The organism is Pseudomonas juntendi, from assembly GCF_009932375.1.
GTDB classification, from domain to species: Bacteria; Pseudomonadota; Gammaproteobacteria; order Pseudomonadales; family Pseudomonadaceae; genus Aquipseudomonas; species Aquipseudomonas juntendi.
The window spans coordinates 51,620-68,407 of record NZ_BLJG01000005.1; the positions used below are offsets into that span (position 1 = coordinate 51,620).

The 16,788-nt window shown below is 62.1% G+C and carries 17 protein-coding genes; 9 read left to right on the top strand and 8 right to left on the bottom strand.

What is annotated here, in order from left to right; all coding sequences use genetic code 11:
• Nucleotides 1–25: 25 nt before the first annotated feature.
• The 3 genes from oadA to GYA94_RS01015 all read left to right on the top strand — a co-directional run bounded on the left by oadA (nucleotide 26) and on the right by GYA94_RS01015 (nucleotide 3,651).
• Nucleotides 26–1,834: a sodium-extruding oxaloacetate decarboxylase subunit alpha gene (oadA, locus tag GYA94_RS01005; RefSeq protein WP_029886450.1), complete on the top strand. Its 1,809-nt coding sequence runs from the start codon at nucleotides 26–28 to the stop codon at nucleotides 1,832–1,834.
• 216 nt (nucleotides 1,835–2,050) lie between these two features.
• Nucleotides 2,051–3,376: a type II toxin-antitoxin system HipA family toxin gene (locus GYA94_RS01010; RefSeq protein ID WP_161891644.1), complete on the top strand. Its 1,326-nt coding sequence runs from the start codon at nucleotides 2,051–2,053 to the stop codon at nucleotides 3,374–3,376.
• On the top strand, nucleotides 3,373–3,651 hold the full coding sequence (locus GYA94_RS01015) for a helix-turn-helix domain-containing protein (RefSeq protein ID WP_009684487.1): 279 nt from the start codon (nucleotides 3,373–3,375) through the stop codon (nucleotides 3,649–3,651). Before GYA94_RS01010 ends, GYA94_RS01015 begins: the two co-directional genes overlap by 4 nt.
• 48 nt (nucleotides 3,652–3,699) lie before the next feature.
• On the opposite strand, the gene GYA94_RS01020 is transcribed toward GYA94_RS01015, so the two are convergent.
• Genes GYA94_RS01020 through GYA94_RS01030 form a run of 3 tightly spaced genes read right to left on the bottom strand, consistent with a single transcriptional unit; the run spans nucleotide 3,700 to nucleotide 5,465 of the window.
• Complete coding sequence (locus GYA94_RS01020; protein ID WP_110676217.1) at nucleotides 3,700–4,371, bottom strand: GNAT family N-acetyltransferase; 672 nt, start codon at nucleotides 4,369–4,371, stop codon at nucleotides 3,700–3,702.
• Nucleotides 4,372–4,376: 5 nt separating this feature from the next.
• Nucleotides 4,377–4,823: a GNAT family N-acetyltransferase gene (locus GYA94_RS01025; RefSeq protein WP_110676215.1), complete on the bottom strand. Its 447-nt coding sequence runs from the start codon at nucleotides 4,821–4,823 to the stop codon at nucleotides 4,377–4,379.
• 12 nt (nucleotides 4,824–4,835) lie between these two features.
• Nucleotides 4,836–5,465 (bottom strand): FMN-binding negative transcriptional regulator, encoded by a 630-nt coding sequence (locus GYA94_RS01030; protein WP_110676213.1) that lies wholly within the window; start codon nucleotides 5,463–5,465, stop codon nucleotides 4,836–4,838.
• A 90-nt stretch (nucleotides 5,466–5,555) separates the two neighbouring features.
• Here GYA94_RS01030 and pdxR point away from each other — a divergent pair, with 90 nt between their 5' ends.
• A complete protein-coding gene (pdxR, locus tag GYA94_RS01035; RefSeq protein ID WP_110676211.1) occupies nucleotides 5,556–7,088 on the top strand; it encodes a MocR-like pyridoxine biosynthesis transcription factor PdxR in 1,533 nt (510 codons plus the stop codon).
• 122 nt (nucleotides 7,089–7,210) lie between these two features.
• Here pdxR and GYA94_RS01040 read toward each other — a convergent pair whose 3' ends face one another.
• The 4 genes from GYA94_RS01040 to aspA all read right to left on the bottom strand — a co-directional run bounded on the left by GYA94_RS01040 (nucleotide 7,211) and on the right by aspA (nucleotide 12,234).
• Nucleotides 7,211–8,314 (bottom strand): polyamine ABC transporter substrate-binding protein, encoded by a 1,104-nt coding sequence (locus GYA94_RS01040; protein ID WP_115295137.1) that lies wholly within the window; start codon nucleotides 8,312–8,314, stop codon nucleotides 7,211–7,213.
• The gene (locus tag GYA94_RS01045; RefSeq protein ID WP_029886443.1) at nucleotides 8,314–9,357 is read right to left on the bottom strand and encodes a histone deacetylase family protein; all 1,044 of its coding nucleotides are present in this window, start codon (nucleotides 9,355–9,357) and stop codon (nucleotides 8,314–8,316) included. Before GYA94_RS01045 ends, GYA94_RS01040 begins: the two co-directional genes overlap by 1 nt.
• Nucleotides 9,358–9,582: 225 nt before the next feature.
• Complete coding sequence (locus tag GYA94_RS01050) at nucleotides 9,583–10,575, bottom strand: AraC family transcriptional regulator (protein ID WP_110676204.1); 993 nt, start codon at nucleotides 10,573–10,575, stop codon at nucleotides 9,583–9,585.
• Between the two features lie 234 nt (nucleotides 10,576–10,809).
• Nucleotides 10,810–12,234 (bottom strand): aspartate ammonia-lyase, encoded by a 1,425-nt coding sequence (gene aspA / locus GYA94_RS01055; protein ID WP_029886441.1) that lies wholly within the window; start codon nucleotides 12,232–12,234, stop codon nucleotides 10,810–10,812.
• 182 nt (nucleotides 12,235–12,416) lie between these two features.
• Here aspA and GYA94_RS01060 point away from each other — a divergent pair, with 182 nt between their 5' ends.
• Complete coding sequence (locus GYA94_RS01060) at nucleotides 12,417–13,322, top strand: LysR substrate-binding domain-containing protein (protein ID WP_161891645.1); 906 nt, start codon at nucleotides 12,417–12,419, stop codon at nucleotides 13,320–13,322.
• 6 nt (nucleotides 13,323–13,328) lie between these two features.
• On the opposite strand, the gene GYA94_RS01065 is transcribed toward GYA94_RS01060, so the two are convergent.
• The gene (locus GYA94_RS01065; RefSeq protein WP_110676202.1) at nucleotides 13,329–13,946 is read right to left on the bottom strand and encodes a zinc metalloprotease; all 618 of its coding nucleotides are present in this window, start codon (nucleotides 13,944–13,946) and stop codon (nucleotides 13,329–13,331) included.
• 269 nt (nucleotides 13,947–14,215) lie between these two features.
• On the opposite strand from GYA94_RS01065, the gene purE reads away from it, so the two are divergent.
• The 4 genes from purE to GYA94_RS01085 all read left to right on the top strand — a co-directional run bounded on the left by purE (nucleotide 14,216) and on the right by GYA94_RS01085 (nucleotide 16,724).
• Entirely contained in the window at nucleotides 14,216–14,707 is a 492-nt protein-coding gene (gene purE / locus GYA94_RS01070) for a 5-(carboxyamino)imidazole ribonucleotide mutase (RefSeq protein WP_009684500.1), read from the top strand.
• 10 nt (nucleotides 14,708–14,717) lie between these two features.
• The gene (locus tag GYA94_RS01075; RefSeq protein ID WP_125854437.1) at nucleotides 14,718–15,800 is read left to right on the top strand and encodes a 5-(carboxyamino)imidazole ribonucleotide synthase; all 1,083 of its coding nucleotides are present in this window, start codon (nucleotides 14,718–14,720) and stop codon (nucleotides 15,798–15,800) included.
• A gap of 96 nt (nucleotides 15,801–15,896) precedes the next feature.
• Nucleotides 15,897–16,142: a GlsB/YeaQ/YmgE family stress response membrane protein gene (locus GYA94_RS01080; RefSeq protein ID WP_009684502.1), complete on the top strand. Its 246-nt coding sequence runs from the start codon at nucleotides 15,897–15,899 to the stop codon at nucleotides 16,140–16,142.
• Between the two features lie 48 nt (nucleotides 16,143–16,190).
• On the top strand, nucleotides 16,191–16,724 hold the full coding sequence (locus GYA94_RS01085; protein WP_161891647.1) for a DUF3299 domain-containing protein: 534 nt from the start codon (nucleotides 16,191–16,193) through the stop codon (nucleotides 16,722–16,724).
• The last annotated feature ends 64 nt before the right edge of the window (nucleotides 16,725–16,788 follow it).

Genomic DNA, 16,788 nt, shown 5'->3' on the forward strand with positions numbered 1-16,788 from the left:
AGCTTGCCGCTACGAGGAGATAACAATGTCCAAGAAAATTCACGTAACCGACACGATCCTGCGCGACGCCCACCAGTCCTTGCTGGCCACCCGCATGCGTACCGAAGACATGCTGCCGATCTGCGAAAAGCTCGACAAGGTCGGCTACTGGTCGCTGGAAGTGTGGGGCGGTGCCACCTTCGACGCCTGCGTACGCTTCCTCAAGGAAGACCCGTGGGAGCGCCTGCGCAAGCTGCGCGCCGCGCTGCCCAACACCCGCCTGCAAATGCTCCTGCGCGGCCAGAACCTGCTGGGCTACCGCCACTACAGCGACGACGTGGTCAGGGCCTTCGTGGCCAAGGCGGCAGTCAACGGCATCGATGTATTCCGCATTTTCGACGCCATGAACGATGTGCGTAACCTGCGCGTGGCCATCGAAGCGGTCAAGGCCGCTGGCAAGCACGCCCAGGGCACCATTGCCTACACCGTCAGCCCGGTGCACACCATCGAAGCCTTCGTGAACCAGGCCAAGCAGATGGAGGCCATGGGTTGCGACTCGATCGCGATCAAGGACATGGCCGGCTTGCTGACGCCGTTCGCCACCGGTGAACTGGTCAAGGCCCTGAAGGCCGAGCAGTCGCTGCCGGTGTTCATCCACTCCCACGACACGGCTGGCCTGGCTGCCATGTGCCAGCTCAAGGCAGTGGAAAACGGCGCCGATCACATCGACACCGCCATTTCCAGCTTCGCCTGGGGCACCAGCCACCCAGGTACCGAATCGATGGTCGCTGCGCTCAAGGGCAGTGAGTTCGACACCGGCCTGGACTTGGAACTGTTGCAGGAAATCGGCCTGTACTTCTACGCGGTGCGCAAGAAATACCACCAGTTCGAAAGCGAATTCACCGCGGTGGACACTCGCGTGCAGGTCAACCAGGTTCCCGGCGGGATGATTTCCAACCTGGCCAACCAGCTCAAGGAGCAGGGCGCCCTCAACCGCATGAACGAAGTGCTGGCCGAGATTCCCCGGGTCCGCGAAGACCTTGGCTTCCCGCCGCTGGTCACCCCGACCTCGCAGATTGTCGGTACCCAGGCGTTCTTCAACGTGCTGGCCGGCGAGCGTTACAAGACCATCACCAACGAGGTGAAGCTCTACCTGCAGGGCGGCTACGGCAAGGCCCCGGGCGTGGTCAACGAGCAGTTGCGCCGCCAGGCCATCGGCAGCGAAGAGGTGATCGACGTGCGCCCGGCCGATCTGCTCAAACCGGAGATGACCAAGCTGCGTGGCGATATCGGTGCCTTGGCCCGGTGCGAAGAAGACGTGCTGACCTTCGCCATGTTCCCGGATATCGGGCGCAAATTCCTCGAAGAGCGCGAAGCCGGCACCCTGACCCCGGAAGCCCTGCTGCCGATTCCGGAAGCCGGTGTGGCTGCCGCCCCAAGCGGTGAAGGCGTACCGACCGAGTTCGTCATCGATGTGCACGGTGAAACCTACCGCGTCGACATCACCGGTGTGGGTGTGAAGGCCGAAGGCAAACGCCACTTCTACCTGTCGATCGATGGCATGCCGGAAGAGGTGGTGTTCGAGCCGCTCAACGAGTTCGTCGGCGGCGGCAGCAGCAAGCGCAAGCAGGCCAGTGCCCCAGGCCACGTCAGCACCACCATGCCCGGCAACATCGTCGATGTGCTGGTCAAGGAAGGTGACATGGTCAAGGCCGGCCAGGCGGTGCTGATCACCGAGGCCATGAAGATGGAGACCGAAGTGCAGGCGGCCATCGCCGGCAAGGTCGTGGCCATCCACGTGGCCAAGGGCGATCGCGTTACACCGGGCGAGATCCTGATCGAGATCGAGGGCTGATACAGGCCCTCATCTACAAGCGGTTTACCTCTGGGGAGCGGATGCTCCCCTTTTTTTTTGAGGTTGAATATGCATTTTAATGCAGGAATAGCGTGAATCTTGGTCCATATCTGCATTAAATTGCAGAATTTACACTGAAACATCAGGGAATCTGCACTATGATGCAGATTCATCGACCGAGTCGGTTGTCCGCATGCGGTAAATTGCAGGTGAACCATGTACAGACTCACGCTTCAACTCCATGATCAGGCGCAGTGGCATGATGCTGTTGCCATCGCCTTTGTCGAGCCTGAAAAGGGCCTCTCCAGCCCCTGCGAGTTCGGCTATACCTCCGAGTACGTCAAAACCCATCTGGAGGCATACGACAGCCTGTTCTGCCAGGCGGCAAGCGCGAGGCTGCCGGTGGATTTTAATTCTCATCGTCTGCAGCATGCTCCCGCGTTCCTTTACGACATCGCGCCCGCCGGTGCCGCCAAGCGCTTCCTGCTCCGGCATATCGGCCGTGAGAAACCAGAAGGCATGGGGGATGACCTGTTTCTCCTGGGGCGGTCCACTCCGGCGCCAATCGGCAACCTGCGCATCAAGGAGTCGGCTGAGCTACTGGATTATGCCGACCCCATCGGGTTTGCCCGTCAGGATGTGATCACCCGCGATCAACGGTTTCTCGAATACGCCTATGAGCGAGGTGCGGCCATCGGTGGCGCGATAGGCGCCGGTGGGGAGGCGCCAAAGCTGTTGATGACCGAGGCAGAAAATGGCCTGTTGTATCCCGACGCGGTGCTGGCGGATGAACGTGCCCGGCGTCACTGGTTCATCAAGTTCGCCAGGAACCAGGCACTGGCTGATGATCAGCAGATACTGCGGGCCGAGTATCACTACTACAAGGCGTTGCAGCAGCTTGGCATCGAAAAGGTGGCCACTGAATACATGGCGCTGGAAGAAGGCTCCAAGCCCAGCCTGTGGCTGGAACGCTTCGACCGGCAGGTTTGCGCGCAGGGTGTGCAACGCTTTGCCGTGGAGTCGATGTACTCCCTGTGTGGCGTGACCGAGCCTGGCAGCCGAATGGGGCACCTGGAGGCGATTGAGGCGCTTGCCGTGTTGTGGAAACTGGCCGGGCAGGGGAGGCAGCTGCCTGACCTGGTTGCCGATTATCTGCGGCGCGACCTGATCAACAAGATCCTGGGTAATGCCGATAACCACGGGCGTAACACTGCGATCATCCGTACCCGTGACACCGTGCGCCTCGCACCGATCTACGACCTTGCACCGATGGTGATGGATCAGGAAGGGATAACGCGAACGACGAAGTGGCCAGCCTCGATAGAGCGGGCTGGCGATATCGACTGGCAGGCTGCCTGTACTGCACTGGCCGAATTCGTCGACCCGGGCGAAGCTTTTGAGCGTCTGCGGCGGGATGCCCGGCACCTGTTGGCATTGCCGGATATCTTGTCCGCCCTGGGGCTGCCTGATGCAGTGATGAATCACCCGGCAATTGCGCTGGGCAGGCTTGAGCGCCGGATGGTTGAATGGGGGTTGGCATGACGGTATCCATCGATGCCCGTGGGCTGCTGATCGACGGAGTACGCGAAGGTATCGCCAACGGCAGTCTTGAGCTGGGTGCTGCCGTGCGGCGGCTGCGTGTGGAGGTGGCGAAGATGCAGCAGACTCAGTTTGCACGCATGTGCAAGATTTCCGTGCGTACGCTGATCCAGATCGAGCAGGGCGGTGGTAACCCCACGCTGAACTCGTTGAACGCCGTGTTCAAGCCATTTGGCTTGCAGATGGGAGTCGTCAGGCGCGCGAGTCTGATCAGGTAAGCCACTGCACCGATCATAGGCCCGTGAGCCCGTGACCGGTGGTGCAGGTCAGTTCCTGCGGCAGGCTTCAAGCGTTCGTGCCTGCCCTTGCGGGCGCTGGTTCTCGGCACTCAACCACCGCTCGAAGCCAGCCGCCACCTGCGGCCATTCATCATCGGTAATCGAGTACCACGCCGTATCGCGGTTGTGGTCCTTCACCACCAGGTGCTTGCGGAACACCCCTTCGAAGACGAACCCGAACCGCTGCGCTGCACGCTTGGAGCGGGCATTGGCGTTATTGCACTTCCATTCCAGGCGGCGGTTCCCGAGATCGAAGCTCAGCTTGGCCAGCAGGTAGACGGCCTCGGTACTCCTGGGTGTGCGCTGCATGGGCGCGCCGAAGGCGATGTGGCCGATCTCGATGCGGCCATGGTCGGGCACGATCGACATCAGGCTGAGGATGCCCTGAGCCTTGCCGCTGGCGCGGTCGATCACGGTGAAATACAGCGGGTCGTTGCCGGCGGCGTTACCTTGCAGCCAGCGGTCGAAGGCAGCGCGTTCGGTAAACGGGCCGTAGGGCAGGTAGTCCCACAGTACCGGGTCGGCGCCCGGGCCTTGCAGGGCCACCCAGAGGTCGTCGCCGTGGCGCACCGGGTCGAGTTTTTCCAGGCGGATGAAGCGCCCGTCGATGGGCTCGGCCTTGGGTGATGCGGCGGGTTTCCAGTGCAGTGCGTCAGTCATGTGGCCTACAACCCTTTGCGGAATTGGATGAAGCCCGGGCGCTCGGCAACCTGCTCGTACAGGCTGATGGCGGTGGCGTTGGTTTCGTGGGTCAGCCAGTGCACCTTGCTGCAGTTGTCGGCCTTGGCTGCAGCATAGACATGTTCGATCAACTGGCGGCCGATGCCCAGGCCCCGCTGTGCGCTGTGCACGTAAAGGTCCTGCAGGTAGCAGGCATTTTCGATGCTCCAGTTGGAGCGGTGGTAGATGAAGTTGACCATGCCCACGGCCGTGCCATCTACCCAGGCCAGGGCCGAATGGGTCGGCTCGTTGGGGTCGAGCAGGCGCTGCCAGGTACTGAGGCTGACGTCATCGGCCAGCTCGGTTTCGTAGAAGTGCAGGTAGGCCTGCCACAAGGCATGCCAGGCGGCGTGATCTTGAGCGGTGACAGGGCGCAGGGTAACGCTGGGCATTGGGCTACTCCTTCACAGAAGGCGCATGTGCGCGGCAAGTTGATTGTCCAGGTGATCGGGGCTGGCGCTCAGGCTTTCGCGCACGCCGGCAATGTCCTGCTCAGCGCGGTTCTGGCTCAGCTTGCGCGCGCCTTGCAACCGCTGGATCGGCAGGCGAATGCCAACAATGGCGCGGAGCATGCCGTCGATGTAGTCGGCGGGCGCATCGCTCACCTGCCACGGCTCACTGCGGCCGTGCTCATGGCGGTCGGTGAGCCGGCTGACAATCGCCAGCAATGGCTCGGCGTCGTGGATCACGTCGGGTACCCCATAGGCGTGCACGGCCAGGTAATTCCAGGTTGGCACCACCTTGGGGTTATCGGCCTTGCTTGGGTAGTAACCGGGGCTGACATAGGCATCGGCCCCGGGAAACACCAGCAGCGCTTCGGTCCCCTGCGCCAAGTCCTGCCACTGGCGGTTGGCCCTGGCCAAGTGGGCGTACACGGTGCCGAACTCGCCTTCTGCGGGGTCGAGCAGCACCGGCAAGTGGGTGGCCAGCAGGCCCTGCTCGCCATGGCTGACCAGCACGGCCAGACGCGTGTCGAGCATGTGCCGCTGCAGCCGGGCGAGGTCGTGTTCCTGGTGAGGCTTACTGTTGTACATGGCCTGAGTCCTTGTCGAATGGTCCCATCCTAGGCAGGCTAATGGTTCTGGGTAAGAGCCATTACTGCCTGTTTTCATAGGTCCAATGCCATGCACGAAAAGCCCCTCATCCTGCCTTTCGACCCGGCCGGGATTTCGCTCGATCGGCGCCGCGGGTTGAGCCAGCAGCTTTACCAGGCGCTACGCGAGCGGGTGCTGGACGGGCGGCTGTGCAGCGGCACACGGCTGCCTGCCACCCGCGACCTGGCAGCCGTGCTGGGGCTGTCGCGCAACAGCGTGGTGCGCGCGTATGACCAGTTGTACGCGGAGGGCTATATCGAAAGCCGAGTCGGTGACGGCACCTACGTAACCCGGCTGCCGAAACTATCCACACAACTGTCCACAGGGTTATACCGGGGGTTATCAACAGGTTTATCCACATTTGGCCAGGAAAATACTGAGGATTTATCCAGCCAGCGCAGCTGGAGCGAGCCTTTGAAGCGTCTGAAAAATCACCATCTGCCGCCCCCCAAACAGGGCGCGCCGCGGGCTTTTCGTTTGGGGATACCTGCCTTCGATCTGTTCCCCTTCGACGTTTGGGCCAGGCTGCAAGCGGGTTTCTGGCGTAACGCTGCGCCTGCACAGCTGGGTTATGGCGACCCGGCGGGTGAACCGGCACTGCGCGAGCTGATCGCGGCCTACTTGCGCCGCTCGCGGGGGCTGACCTGTACCGCTGAGCAAATAGTGATCACCAGTGGCGCGCAGCAGGCCATAAGCCTTTGTGCACAGTTGCTGTTGCAGCCCGGCGACCGGGTGGCTGTGGAAAACCCGGGCTACCGTGCGGCGGCGCACGCTTTTTCAGTGGCGGGTGCTGAGGTCGCCGGCGTGCCGGTGGATGAAGAGGGTATGGATTGCGCACGGTTGGGCCAGTTGCCGGGTTGCCGGTTGGCCTATGTCACGCCCGCCCATCAGTACCCGACCGGGGTAACCATGAGCCTGGCCCGGCGCCTGGCGTTGCTGGGCTGGGCAGAACGCAGCGATGGTTGGATCATCGAGGACGACTACGATGGCGAGTACCGTTACAGCGGCGCGCCCCTGGCCCCGCTGGCTGCACTCGACCGGGCCGGCCGTGTGTTGTACGTGGGCACCTTCGGCAAGATCGCCTTCCCGGCGCTGCGCTTGGGTTACCTGGTATTGCCGGCGCAGTTGGCACAGGCCTTCAGCCAGGGTAAGGCGTTGGCAGTACGGCATTCGGAGGTCAGCAGCCAGTGTGTGATGGCCGAGTTCATGGCCCGTGGGCATTTCCAGCGGCATATTCGCCGCATGCGCAAAGCGGCGTTGAGCCGGCGCAATGTGCTCAAGGCCGGCTGGCCTGTGGATATTGCCGGGCTGGGCAGCATGCCCGAAGTGGCTGCTGGGCTGCACGTGAAGGTGTCTGTGGATAACTTTGCGCGTGAACAGGCGTTGGTGGCCAAGGCAGAGGCGGTTGGCGTTGAAGTGGCAGCATTGAGCAATTTCTGGCTGGCCGACAGCGAAGTGCCTGTGGATAAGCGGGCTGGCCTGGTGCTGGGGTTTGCCGCGGTTCCGGAGGGTGAGATTGCCGCGGCATTGATGAAATTGCGCAAGGCGTGGCGCAAGGGTTGAGGCTGCCTGCCTCTTCGCGGGTAAACCCGCCCCCACAGTTATGGCCAGGTGGTTTCAGGTGCGGCGCATATCCTGTAGGAGCGGGTTCACCCGCGAAGGGCGGCAAGGCAGCCCAAATTGCGTCAGGTCCCCGACTTGATCCGCGTCCAGGCCCGGGTTCGCGCCCGCTCGGCATCGCGCTGCAACGGCTTGAGCGTGTAAAGCTTGGCCATCGCCTCCGCCGTCGGGTACAGGTTGGGGTTGTTGCGAATCGCAGGGCTCACCTTGTCGGTGGCATCCTTGTTGGGGTTCGGGTAGCCGACAAAATCGCTGATCGGCGCAATCACCTCCGGCCGCAGCAGGTAGTTGATGAATGCATGGGCGTCTGCCGGGTTGGCGGCATTCTTCGGAATCGCCAGCATGTCGAACCAGATCGGCGCGCCTTCCTTGGGCAGGCGCATGTCGACCGTCACACCATTTTTCGCTTCGCGGGCGCGGTTGGCAGCCTGCGAGAAGCTGCCGCTGTAACCCACCGCCACGCAGATATCCCCATTGGCCATGTCAGCCATGTACTTCGAGGAGTGGAAGTAGGTGATGTACGGGCGAATCTTCAGCATCAGCGCTTCGGCCTTCTTGTAGTCGGCCGGCTTGTCGCTGTTCGGTGGCAGGCCGAGGTACTGCAGGGCCAGCGGCAGGATCTCCGACGGCGAGTCGAGCAGCGCTACCCCGCACTGCTTGAGCTTGGCGATGTTCTCTTCCTTGAAGATCAGGTCCCAGCTGTCCACCGGGGCGTTGTCGCCGAGTGCGGCCTTGACCTTGGCCGGGTTGAAGCCGATCAGCACGGTGCCATACATGTAGGGCACGGCAAACTTGTTGCCTGGGTCGTTGGCCTCGATCAGCTTCATCAGCGCAGGGTCCAGGTGTTGCCAGTTCGGCAGCTTGCTGCGATCCAGCGGCTGGAACACCCCGGCCTCGATCTGCTTGGCGAGGAATACGTTGGACGGCACCACCACGTCATAGCCGGAGTTGCCGGTGAGCAACTTGGCCTCCAGCGCTTCGTTGGTGTCGAAGATGTCGTAGATCAGTTTGACGCCGCTGTCCTTCTGGAAATCGGTCAAGGTCTGCGGGGTGATGTAGTCGAACCAGTTATACACACGCAGGGTGCGCTGCTCGGCGTGCGCCTGCAGGGCACCGGTGAACAGGGTGGCAGCGATGAACGGGGCGAGCAGACGCTTGAGTCGGACCATTACCGGGCTCCTGGCTGGGCGCGCTGGAAACCTTCCAGCACATTGACTGCGTTGATACCAATTTCTTCCACAGCGTAGCCGCCTTCCATCACGAACAGGGTCGGCTTGCCAAGCTGGCCGATACGCTTGCCCATTTCCAGGTAGTCGGGGCTGTCCAGCTTGAATTGCGAGATCGGGTCATCCTTGAAGGTGTCCACACCCAGGGAGACCACCAGTACGTCGGCGTCATAGCTGGCGATGCGCTGGCAAGCCTCTTCCAGGGCAGCGCTCCAGGCAGACCAGTCGCTGCCGGCGGGCAGCGGATAGTTGATATTGCAGCCCTCGCCGGCGCCTTCGCCGGTTTCGTCGGCATAGCCGAGAAAGAACGGGAATTCGTCCTGCGGGTCGCCGTGGATCGAAGCGAAGAACACATCGTTGCGGCGGTAGAAGATGTCCTGGGTGCCATTGCCGTGGTGGTAGTCGACATCGAGGATGGCAACCTTGCGCCGACCCTGGTCGAGGAATGCCTGGGCGGCGATGGCGGCGTTGTTCAGGTAGCAGTAGCCACCCATCACTTCGCCGGCGGCGTGGTGCCCTGGTGGGCGGCACAGGGCAAAGGCGCTGTGCGCGCCTTGCTGGATCGCTGCCTGAGCGGTGAGGGCAACCTGGGCGGCACTGTAGGCCGCCTGCCAGGTGCCGGCGGTGATCGGCGCACCGGCATCGAAGCTGTAATAGCCCAACTCGCCGTGCAGGCCGGTGGGTTTTACCTGGCGCAAGGTGCGTGCAGGCCAGGTGAACGGCAGCAGGTCGCCTTCCTGGCCCAGCGCCGCCCAGCGCGCCCAGGCGCCTTCGAAAAAGTCCAGGTAGTCGGCGCTGTGGATGCGCAGCAAGGGCGCGCGGCCGAAGTCGGTAGGGCCCTGGATGTCACCGAGGTTGCGTTTTTTGACCTGGTCGAGCACATGGTCAGCGCGCGAGGGCATTTCGAAACACGGCATCAGCTTGCCGTCAATCAGCTCGCAGCGGCCATGGTGCAGGCGGTGATCATCGGAATAGATCGTCAGCATTGTTGTTCTCCGGTGGGGACTGGCGTGGGGCCATTTTCAGCGGTGGGCCAGTGGCGGAGAACGACGCAACTGGCCAAAAGGGGATCGATGTGGCCAAGCTCTATGGCCGGTTTTTCCTGTGCTGGCTTCTTCGCGGGCTCGCCCGCTCCCACAGGTATCCCACAGTACTCGGAACTTGTGCAGTTCCTGTGGGAGCGGGCGAGCCCGCGAAGAAGCCAGCACAGGTCAACCGCGGAAATGGCTGGGCGCTACACCACTCCAACGCTGAAAGGCATGCCGGAAACTGGCCGTTTCGCTGAACCCCAGGGTTTCGGCAATGCGGTAGATTGGCATCTGCTCATCGGCCAGCAACTGCTTGGCCCGCTCGAACCGCAGTTCGTCCAGCAACTGCTGGTAACTGCTACCCAGCGCCTGCAAATGCCGGCGCAGCGTGCGCGACGAGCAGTTCATCTGCCGTGCCAGCCCGTCCAGCCCTGGCGCGGCGTCCAGTTGTTGCGTGAGCAACTGGCGAATCCGCCCCAGCCAGGCCTGGCGACCCGTGAATTCGAGGTTCAGGCGCCGGCAGCGTTCGCTCATGGCTTTGTGGGTAATCGGGTCAGCCAACGGCAGCGGCGTATCCAGCCAGCGCCGCTCGAACGCAAAGGCATTGTCTTGCGCCGCAAACGCCACTGGGCACTGGAACGCACCGGCATAGCGTGCATGGTAGTCAGGCCGAGGGTGCTCGAAGCGTGCCCCCAGCAGCGGCAATGGGCGGCCAAGCAGGTCGTCACAGATGACTTTCAGCGAAACCAGGCAGAACTCGGCATTGAAAGCGCTCAATGCCGGGTTGTCGTGGTACTCGCTGGCGCTGAACCAGACGCGTTGGCCATCGTCGCGCAAGCGCAGCGAGAAGACTGTTCCCAGCAGTGCCGGATACTGCAGCGCCAGGCGCAGGGCGTCACCCAAAGTGGCACTGGAGAGCAGGGCGTAACCGAGCATGCCATAGCACGACACATGCATGCGCTGGCCCAGCTCCAGGCCGATGTCTTCGCGCCGGGCCACGGCGTTGGCACACACTTGCAGTTCCTGCTGTGTGGTGATGCGCGCGTCGGCGTGCCCCAGGTCTGCCGGGCCAATGCCGCTACCGGCGAGCAGCGCCGAAGCCTCAGCACCGTCTGCCTGGAAGACGTTGAGTATCAGCGAAACCGCGTTGAGGGTGGTCAGGTGGCTGTGCAGCATGCTGGGTAATCCCGTGGGCCTGGAACACATTATGGAGCAAGTTGTGTGCCGATATTCAAAGGCCGCAGTGCAGCCCCTTTGCGGCGCCAGGCCGCTCCCACGTCTACCGGTGTAGGCAGGGCACGCGCCCGCGCAAGCCAGCAGGCAAAAAAAAGCCCGGTGCATAAGCCCGGGCTTGGAAAGGTTGAGAGGTGTCTAGTCCCTTAACCTGGTGAGACAGTGTGCAGCAGCCGGTTACGCCTTCAGCGGAACCAGGCGTGGCGCGATCATGTTTTCCGGACGCAGGATGTCGTTGAGCATTGCTTCGTCCAGCAGCTTCTCTTCACGCACCAGTTCCAGCACGCCGCGGCCGGTTTCCAGGGCAACGCGGGCGATACGGGTGGCGTTTTCGTAGCCGATGTATGGGTTCAGGGCGGTGACCAGGCCGATCGAGTGTTCGACCAGCTCACGGCAGCGCTGTTCGTTGGCGGTGATACCAACGATGCAGTGCTCGCGCAGCATGTCCATGGCGCGTTGCAGCAGGCGGATCGAGTCGAAGATCTTGTAGGCGATCAGCGGCTCCATGACGTTCAGCTGCAGCTGGCCACCTTCGGCAGCAACGGTCAGGGCCAGGTCGTTGCCCATGATGGCGAAGGCGACTTGGTTGACGGCTTCCGGGATAACCGGGTTGACCTTGCCTGGCATGATCGAACTGCCTGGCTGACGCGCTGGCAGGTTGATTTCGTTGATGCCGGTGCGTGGGCCGCTGGACAGCAGGCGCAGGTCGTTGCAGATCTTCGACAGCTTGACCGCGGTGCGCTTGAGCATGCCGGAGAACAGCACGAAGGCACCCATGTCGGAGGTGGCTTCGATCAGGTCGGCAGCCGGTACCAGCGGCTGGCCGCTGATGATTGCCAGGCGTTGTACGGCCAGGGCCTGGTAGCCAGGGTCGGCGTTGATGCCGGTGCCGATGGCGGTACCGCCCAGGTTGATTTCGGTCAGCAGCTCCGGCGCCAGCGAGCGCAGGCGCTGCAGGTCTTCGGTCATGGTGGTGGCGAATGCACGGAATTCCTGGCCCAGGGTCATCGGCACGGCGTCCTGCAGCTGGGTGCGGCCCATCTTCAGTACGTGGTCGAATTCCTTGCCTTTGGCGGCGAATGCCTGGATCAGGCTTTCGAGGCTGGCCAGCAGGGCGTCGTGACCCAGCAGCAGGCCCAGGCGAATGGCCGTCGGGTAGGCGTCGTTGGTCGACTGCGCCATGTTCACATCGTTGTTCGGGTGCAGGTACTGGTACTCACCCTTCTGGTGGCCCATGGCCTCCAGCGCGATGTTGGCGATGACTTCGTTCGCGTTCATGTTGGTGGACGTACCGGCGCCACCCTGGATCATGTCGACCACGAACTGCTCGTGGTAGTCGCCCTTGATCAGGCGGCCGCAGGCGGCGCTGATGGCAGCATGCTTGGCATCGCTCAGGTGCCCCAGCTCACGGTTGGCGTCGGCAGCAGCCTGCTTGACCATCGCCAGGCCCACTACCAGTTTCGGGTAGTGCGACAGCGGAACACCGGAGAGGTGGAAGTTGTTGGCAGCGCGCAGGGTTTGGATGCCGTAGTAAGCATCGGCAGGTACTTCCAGGGTGCCCAACAGATCTTTTTCGACGCGGAACGATGCAGCAGCGGACATGATGTATATCATCTCGATGTTGACCCGGCACATGCCGGAATGGCGCCAATCCTAGGCCTTAAGGGGATTTTGCGGCCAATGCTGTTGCACGCTAACCTATGCACAAACGGCATAGTGATTCATGTGACGCCAATCGAAATTCGAGCGTGTTCCATTTTGGTGCACGACGGGAGATGTGCTTCGTGAACCTTGAAAGCAAATGGCTGGAAGATTTCAGTGCGCTGGCCGCCACCCGCAGTTTTTCCCAGGCGGCAGAGCGGCGCTTCGTCACCCAACCGGCCTTCAGCCGGCGTATCCGCAGCCTTGAGGCAGCGTTGGGCCTGCAACTGGTCAACCGTTCCCGCACACCGATAGAGCTGACCGAGGCAGGGCAGCTGTTTCTGGTTACCGCGCGCACGGTTGTCGACCAGTTGGGCGAAATTCTCCGCCATTTGCATCACCTTGAGGGTGGCCAGGGGGAGGTGATTCAGGTGGCTGCAGCGCACTCGTTGGCGTCGGGCTTTTTCCCGCGTTGGGTGGCGCAACTGCGTAATGACGGCCTGAATATCGCCACCCGCCTGGTTGCGACTAACGTAGGGGATGCCGTGCATGCACTGCGCGAGGGCGGTTGCGACCTGATGCTGGCGTTCTACGACCCAGACGCCGCCTTGCAGATGGATGCCGAGATTTTCCCGTCGCTGCACATGGGCAATACCGAAATGGTGCCGGTATGCGCGGTGGGCGCCGACGGCAGGCCCATGTTCGACCTGGAAGGTGAAAGTAGCGTGCCACTGCTGGCCTATACCGCCGGGGCCTTCCTCGGCCGATCGGTCAACCTGCTCTTGCGCCAGCGCAATGTGCGTTATACCACCGTTTATGAAACCGCCATGGCGGACAGCCTGAAGAGCATGGCGCTGGAAGGCATGGGCATTGCCTGGGTGCCCCGGCTTTCGATGCGGGGCGAGCTGGAACGCGGTGAGTTGGCGATCTGCGGAGGCAGCCAGTGGCATGTACCACTGGAAATCCGCCTGTACCGCTGCGCGTTAGTGCGCAAGGCCAATGTGCGGCTACTTTGGCGCAAGCTGGAAAATACGCCTGCGCCGGAGTGAGCCTCTTCAGTTACGAAGCGCGTGATCAAGGTGATTGGCGATGGCCGCTCTGTTCTGGTCGCTGTAGCGGTAGCAATTGGCCCGAAGCGAGAAGCGGTCCGGATAGACGAAGGTCTCGCATGGCCATGGGTTGTAGCGTAACTCTGCTGCCTCGTGAGTGGCGTTCATCAAGTGACCCAGTTCATGCCCCAGGGTGCCATAGCTGGTCATTGAGGCGATCGCGTGGGCATAGCCCAATTTGGCCAGGCCAAGGTGTTCTGCGCCTTCGCTGTTGAGGCCGAAACTATCGCGCGTCAGCAAAATCGATTTCTGCCACCTGAACTGTGGATGCGCTGCAGCGCTGAAGACCCTGTGGGTATCTTCTGGAGGCATCTGGCGATAAGGAATATCGGTAATGCCTGCAACATCACGCTTGAAGATGACCTCAATTGAGTGATTGCTGATTCTGCGCATTTCTTCCAGCCACGGCTGCACGTAGTCTTTATCGATCTGTTTGTCGCTCACATCGGCTAGTTCATCGTGCGGATAGATAGTAACCACCAAGGTTCTCGCAGCCCATGTGGGGGAGGCCTGAAGGGCCATCGTCATGCAAAACAGCAGTGAGGTGAAAAATGGTCTGGCCATCTTTTTCTCCAAGAAGTTTGAACAGGGGTGTTCAATCCTCTTGCAACTGTCGTTACGCATCGCAGCCGGAAAAAGTTGTCCCGCGAGACAGCTTGCCCTTTTATCTGTCATGTGCTTGCAGGGGTGGGCGGCCCGCCTGCAAGTACGCTACAATCCCGCGCCTTCGGCCACCGGGCCGATTAGAATCCGTATGACAAGCCACGCCGGCCTACCCGCGTGGCTTGTTGCTTTATAGCGCGCCAGAAGGCGCTTGCAGGAGAGGCTCGACGATGAGTGCACTGGTTGGCGTGATCATGGGCTCCAAGTCCGATTGGTCCACCCTTAGCCACACCGCCGATATGCTGGAAAAACTCGGCATTCCCTACGAAGTGAAGGTGGTGTCCGCCCACCGCACCCCGGATCTGCTGTTCCAGTACGCCGAAGAGGCCGAGGGCCGGGGCATCGAGGTGATCATCGCGGGTGCTGGTGGCGCTGCCCACCTGCCGGGCATGTGCGCCGCCAAGACCCACCTGCCGGTGCTGGGCGTGCCGGTGCAGTCGTCGATGCTCTCGGGCGTCGACTCGCTGCTGTCGATCGTGCAGATGCCAGCCGGCGTACCGGTTGCCACCCTGGCCATCGGCCGTGCCGGTGCAGTCAATGCGGCGCTGTTGTCGGCCAGCATCCTGGGTGCCAAATACCCGCAATTCCACGCTGCGCTGAAGCAATTCCGCACGGAACAGACCGACACCGTGCTGGACAACCCAGACCCGCGCCAGGCTTGAGGCTCAACCCATGAAGATCGGTGTAATCGGTGGCGGCCAGCTGGGCCGCATGCTGGCCTTGGCGGGTACCCCGCTGGGCATGAATTTCGCTTTCCTCGACCCGGCGCCGGATGCTTGCGCTGCGCCTCTGGGCGAGCACCTGCGGGCCGATTACGGCGATCAGGAGCACCTGCGCCAGTTGGCTGACGAAGTTGACCTGGTGACCTTCGAGTTCGAGAGTGTCCCGGCCGAAACCGTGGCCTTCCTCTCGCAGTTCGTACCGGTCTACCCCAGTGCCGAAGCGCTGCGCATCGCCCGTGACCGCTTGTTCGAGAAGAGCATGTTCCGCGACCTGGGTATTCCTACCCCGGCTTTCGCCGACATCCTCTCGCAAGCCGACCTGGACGCCGCAGTCGCCAGTATCGGCCTGCCAGCCGTGCTGAAAACCCGTACCCTGGGTTACGACGGCAAGGGCCAGAAGGTGCTGCGCACGCCTGAAGACGTGGTTGATACCTTCGCCGAACTGGGCAGCGTGCCCTGCCTGCTGGAAGGCTTTGTACCCTTTACCGGCGAAGTCTCGCTGGTGGCCGTACGGGCCCGTGATGGCGAAACCCGCTTCTACCCGCTGGTGCACAACACCCACGAGAGCGGCATCCTGCGCCTGTCGGTGGCCAGCCAGGCACACCCGCTGCAGGCTTTGGCTGAAGACTATGTAGGCCGTGTACTGCAAAAGCTGGAGTACGTGGGCGTGATGGCGTTCGAGTTCTTCGAAGTCGACGGTGGCCTGAAGGCCAACGAAATCGCCCCGCGCGTGCACAACTCCGGGCACTGGACCATCGAAGGTGCCGAATGCAGCCAGTTCGAGAACCACCTGCGCGCGGTGGCCGGCCTGCCGCTGGGCTCCACCGCCAAGGTGGGCGAGAGTGCGATGCTCAACTTCATCGGTGAAGTGCCTGCCGTGGACAAGGTGATCGCCATCGATGGCTGCCACCTGCACCACTACGGCAAGGCTTTCAAGGCCGGCCGCAAGGTTGGCCACGCCACCCTGCGCTGCCACGACATGGCTACCCTCGAGCACAAAATTGCCGAGGTAGAGGCCCTGATCAGCAACTGATCGAACTTCTACCAGCGGCTTGACCTCTGAAATGGCAACAAGCCGAAGCGCTGTCTAGGCTTTGGCTTGTTCCATTTTCACTGCAGAGGGATTGCCATGGGCATCATCGGAACCATCTTCATCGGCCTCATCGTCGGCCTACTGGCCCGCTTCATCAAACCAGGCGACGACAGCATGGGCTGGATCATGACCATCCTGCTGGGTATTGCCGGTTCGCTGTTGGCCACCTATGGCGGCCAGGCGCTGGGCATTTACCAGGCTGGGCAGGCGGCGGGCTTCTTCGGCGCGCTGGTCGGTGCCATTGTCCTTCTGGTGATCTACGGGTTCATCAAGAAACGCTGAATACCGGTTAGAATGCTCGGCAATTCCATCGAGTTGCCGAGCATTGTCATGCGTGCCTTTTTTCTCCTGCCCCTGCTGTTGGCCAGCACCCTGGCCCATGCCGAACTGCCTGAAACCGACTGGCTTGAACTGATGCCCAAGTCGGACCAGAAGGCGCTCGAGCAGATGCCCGAAATCGACCATAACTCGCCGGAAGCCATGGGTACCTTCACCGACAAGGGCGGCCTCAAGCAGAGCAAGGGCCTGCCGGCGGTGATGTATTCCACCAAGACCGTGCCAGCCATGAATGGCAAGGACATCCGCCTGGGCGGTTACCCGGTACCGCTGGAAAGCGATGCCAAGGGTAACAGCACGTTGTTCTTCCTGGTGCCGTACCCGGGCGCGTGCATCCACGTACCGCCTCCGCCGCCCAATCAGCTGGTGCTGGTGCGCTACCCGAAAGGCCTGAGGATCGATGACATCTACACCCCACTGTGGGTCACCGGCAAATTGAAGGTGGAGAAGGTCAGCAATGATCTGGCCGATGCCGCCTATGCGCTGGATGCCGCAAAGGTGAGGGTGGTGGAAGACGCCGACCTCTGAGCCCTCGCCACACAAGGCCGCACCTGCAACGGCACGCGATCGCCAGTAGGAGCAACTGTCTTTC

Bases quoted from the DNA above. Each gene is read 5' to 3' on its own strand.
- GYA94_RS01080 (WP_009684502.1), top strand. From the start codon at position 15,897: ATGGGCATCATCGGAACCATCTTCATCGGCCTCATCGTCGGCCTACTG.
- GYA94_RS01030 (WP_110676213.1), bottom strand. From the start codon at position 5,465: ATGTACAACAGTAAGCCTCACCAGGAACACGACCTCGCCCGGCTGCAG.
- GYA94_RS01025 (WP_110676215.1), bottom strand. From the start codon at position 4,823: ATGCCCAGCGTTACCCTGCGCCCTGTCACCGCTCAAGATCACGCCGCC.
- oadA (WP_029886450.1), top strand. From the start codon at position 26: ATGTCCAAGAAAATTCACGTAACCGACACGATCCTGCGCGACGCCCAC.
- GYA94_RS01040 (WP_115295137.1), bottom strand. From the start codon at position 8,314: ATGGTCCGACTCAAGCGTCTGCTCGCCCCGTTCATCGCTGCCACCCTG.
- aspA (WP_029886441.1), bottom strand. From the start codon at position 12,234: ATGTCCGCTGCTGCATCGTTCCGCGTCGAAAAAGATCTGTTGGGCACC.
- GYA94_RS01050 (WP_110676204.1), bottom strand. From the start codon at position 10,575: ATGCTGCACAGCCACCTGACCACCCTCAACGCGGTTTCGCTGATACTC.
- GYA94_RS01010 (WP_161891644.1), top strand. From the start codon at position 2,051: ATGTACAGACTCACGCTTCAACTCCATGATCAGGCGCAGTGGCATGAT.
- GYA94_RS01075 (WP_125854437.1), top strand. From the start codon at position 14,718: ATGAAGATCGGTGTAATCGGTGGCGGCCAGCTGGGCCGCATGCTGGCC.
- GYA94_RS01085 (WP_161891647.1), top strand. From the start codon at position 16,191: ATGCGTGCCTTTTTTCTCCTGCCCCTGCTGTTGGCCAGCACCCTGGCC.
- GYA94_RS01020 (WP_110676217.1), bottom strand. From the start codon at position 4,371: ATGACTGACGCACTGCACTGGAAACCCGCCGCATCACCCAAGGCCGAG.
- purE (WP_009684500.1), top strand. From the start codon at position 14,216: ATGAGTGCACTGGTTGGCGTGATCATGGGCTCCAAGTCCGATTGGTCC.
- GYA94_RS01015 (WP_009684487.1), top strand. From the start codon at position 3,373: ATGACGGTATCCATCGATGCCCGTGGGCTGCTGATCGACGGAGTACGC.
- GYA94_RS01045 (WP_029886443.1), bottom strand. From the start codon at position 9,357: ATGCTGACGATCTATTCCGATGATCACCGCCTGCACCATGGCCGCTGC.
- pdxR (WP_110676211.1), top strand. From the start codon at position 5,556: ATGCACGAAAAGCCCCTCATCCTGCCTTTCGACCCGGCCGGGATTTCG.
- GYA94_RS01065 (WP_110676202.1), bottom strand. From the start codon at position 13,946: ATGGCCAGACCATTTTTCACCTCACTGCTGTTTTGCATGACGATGGCC.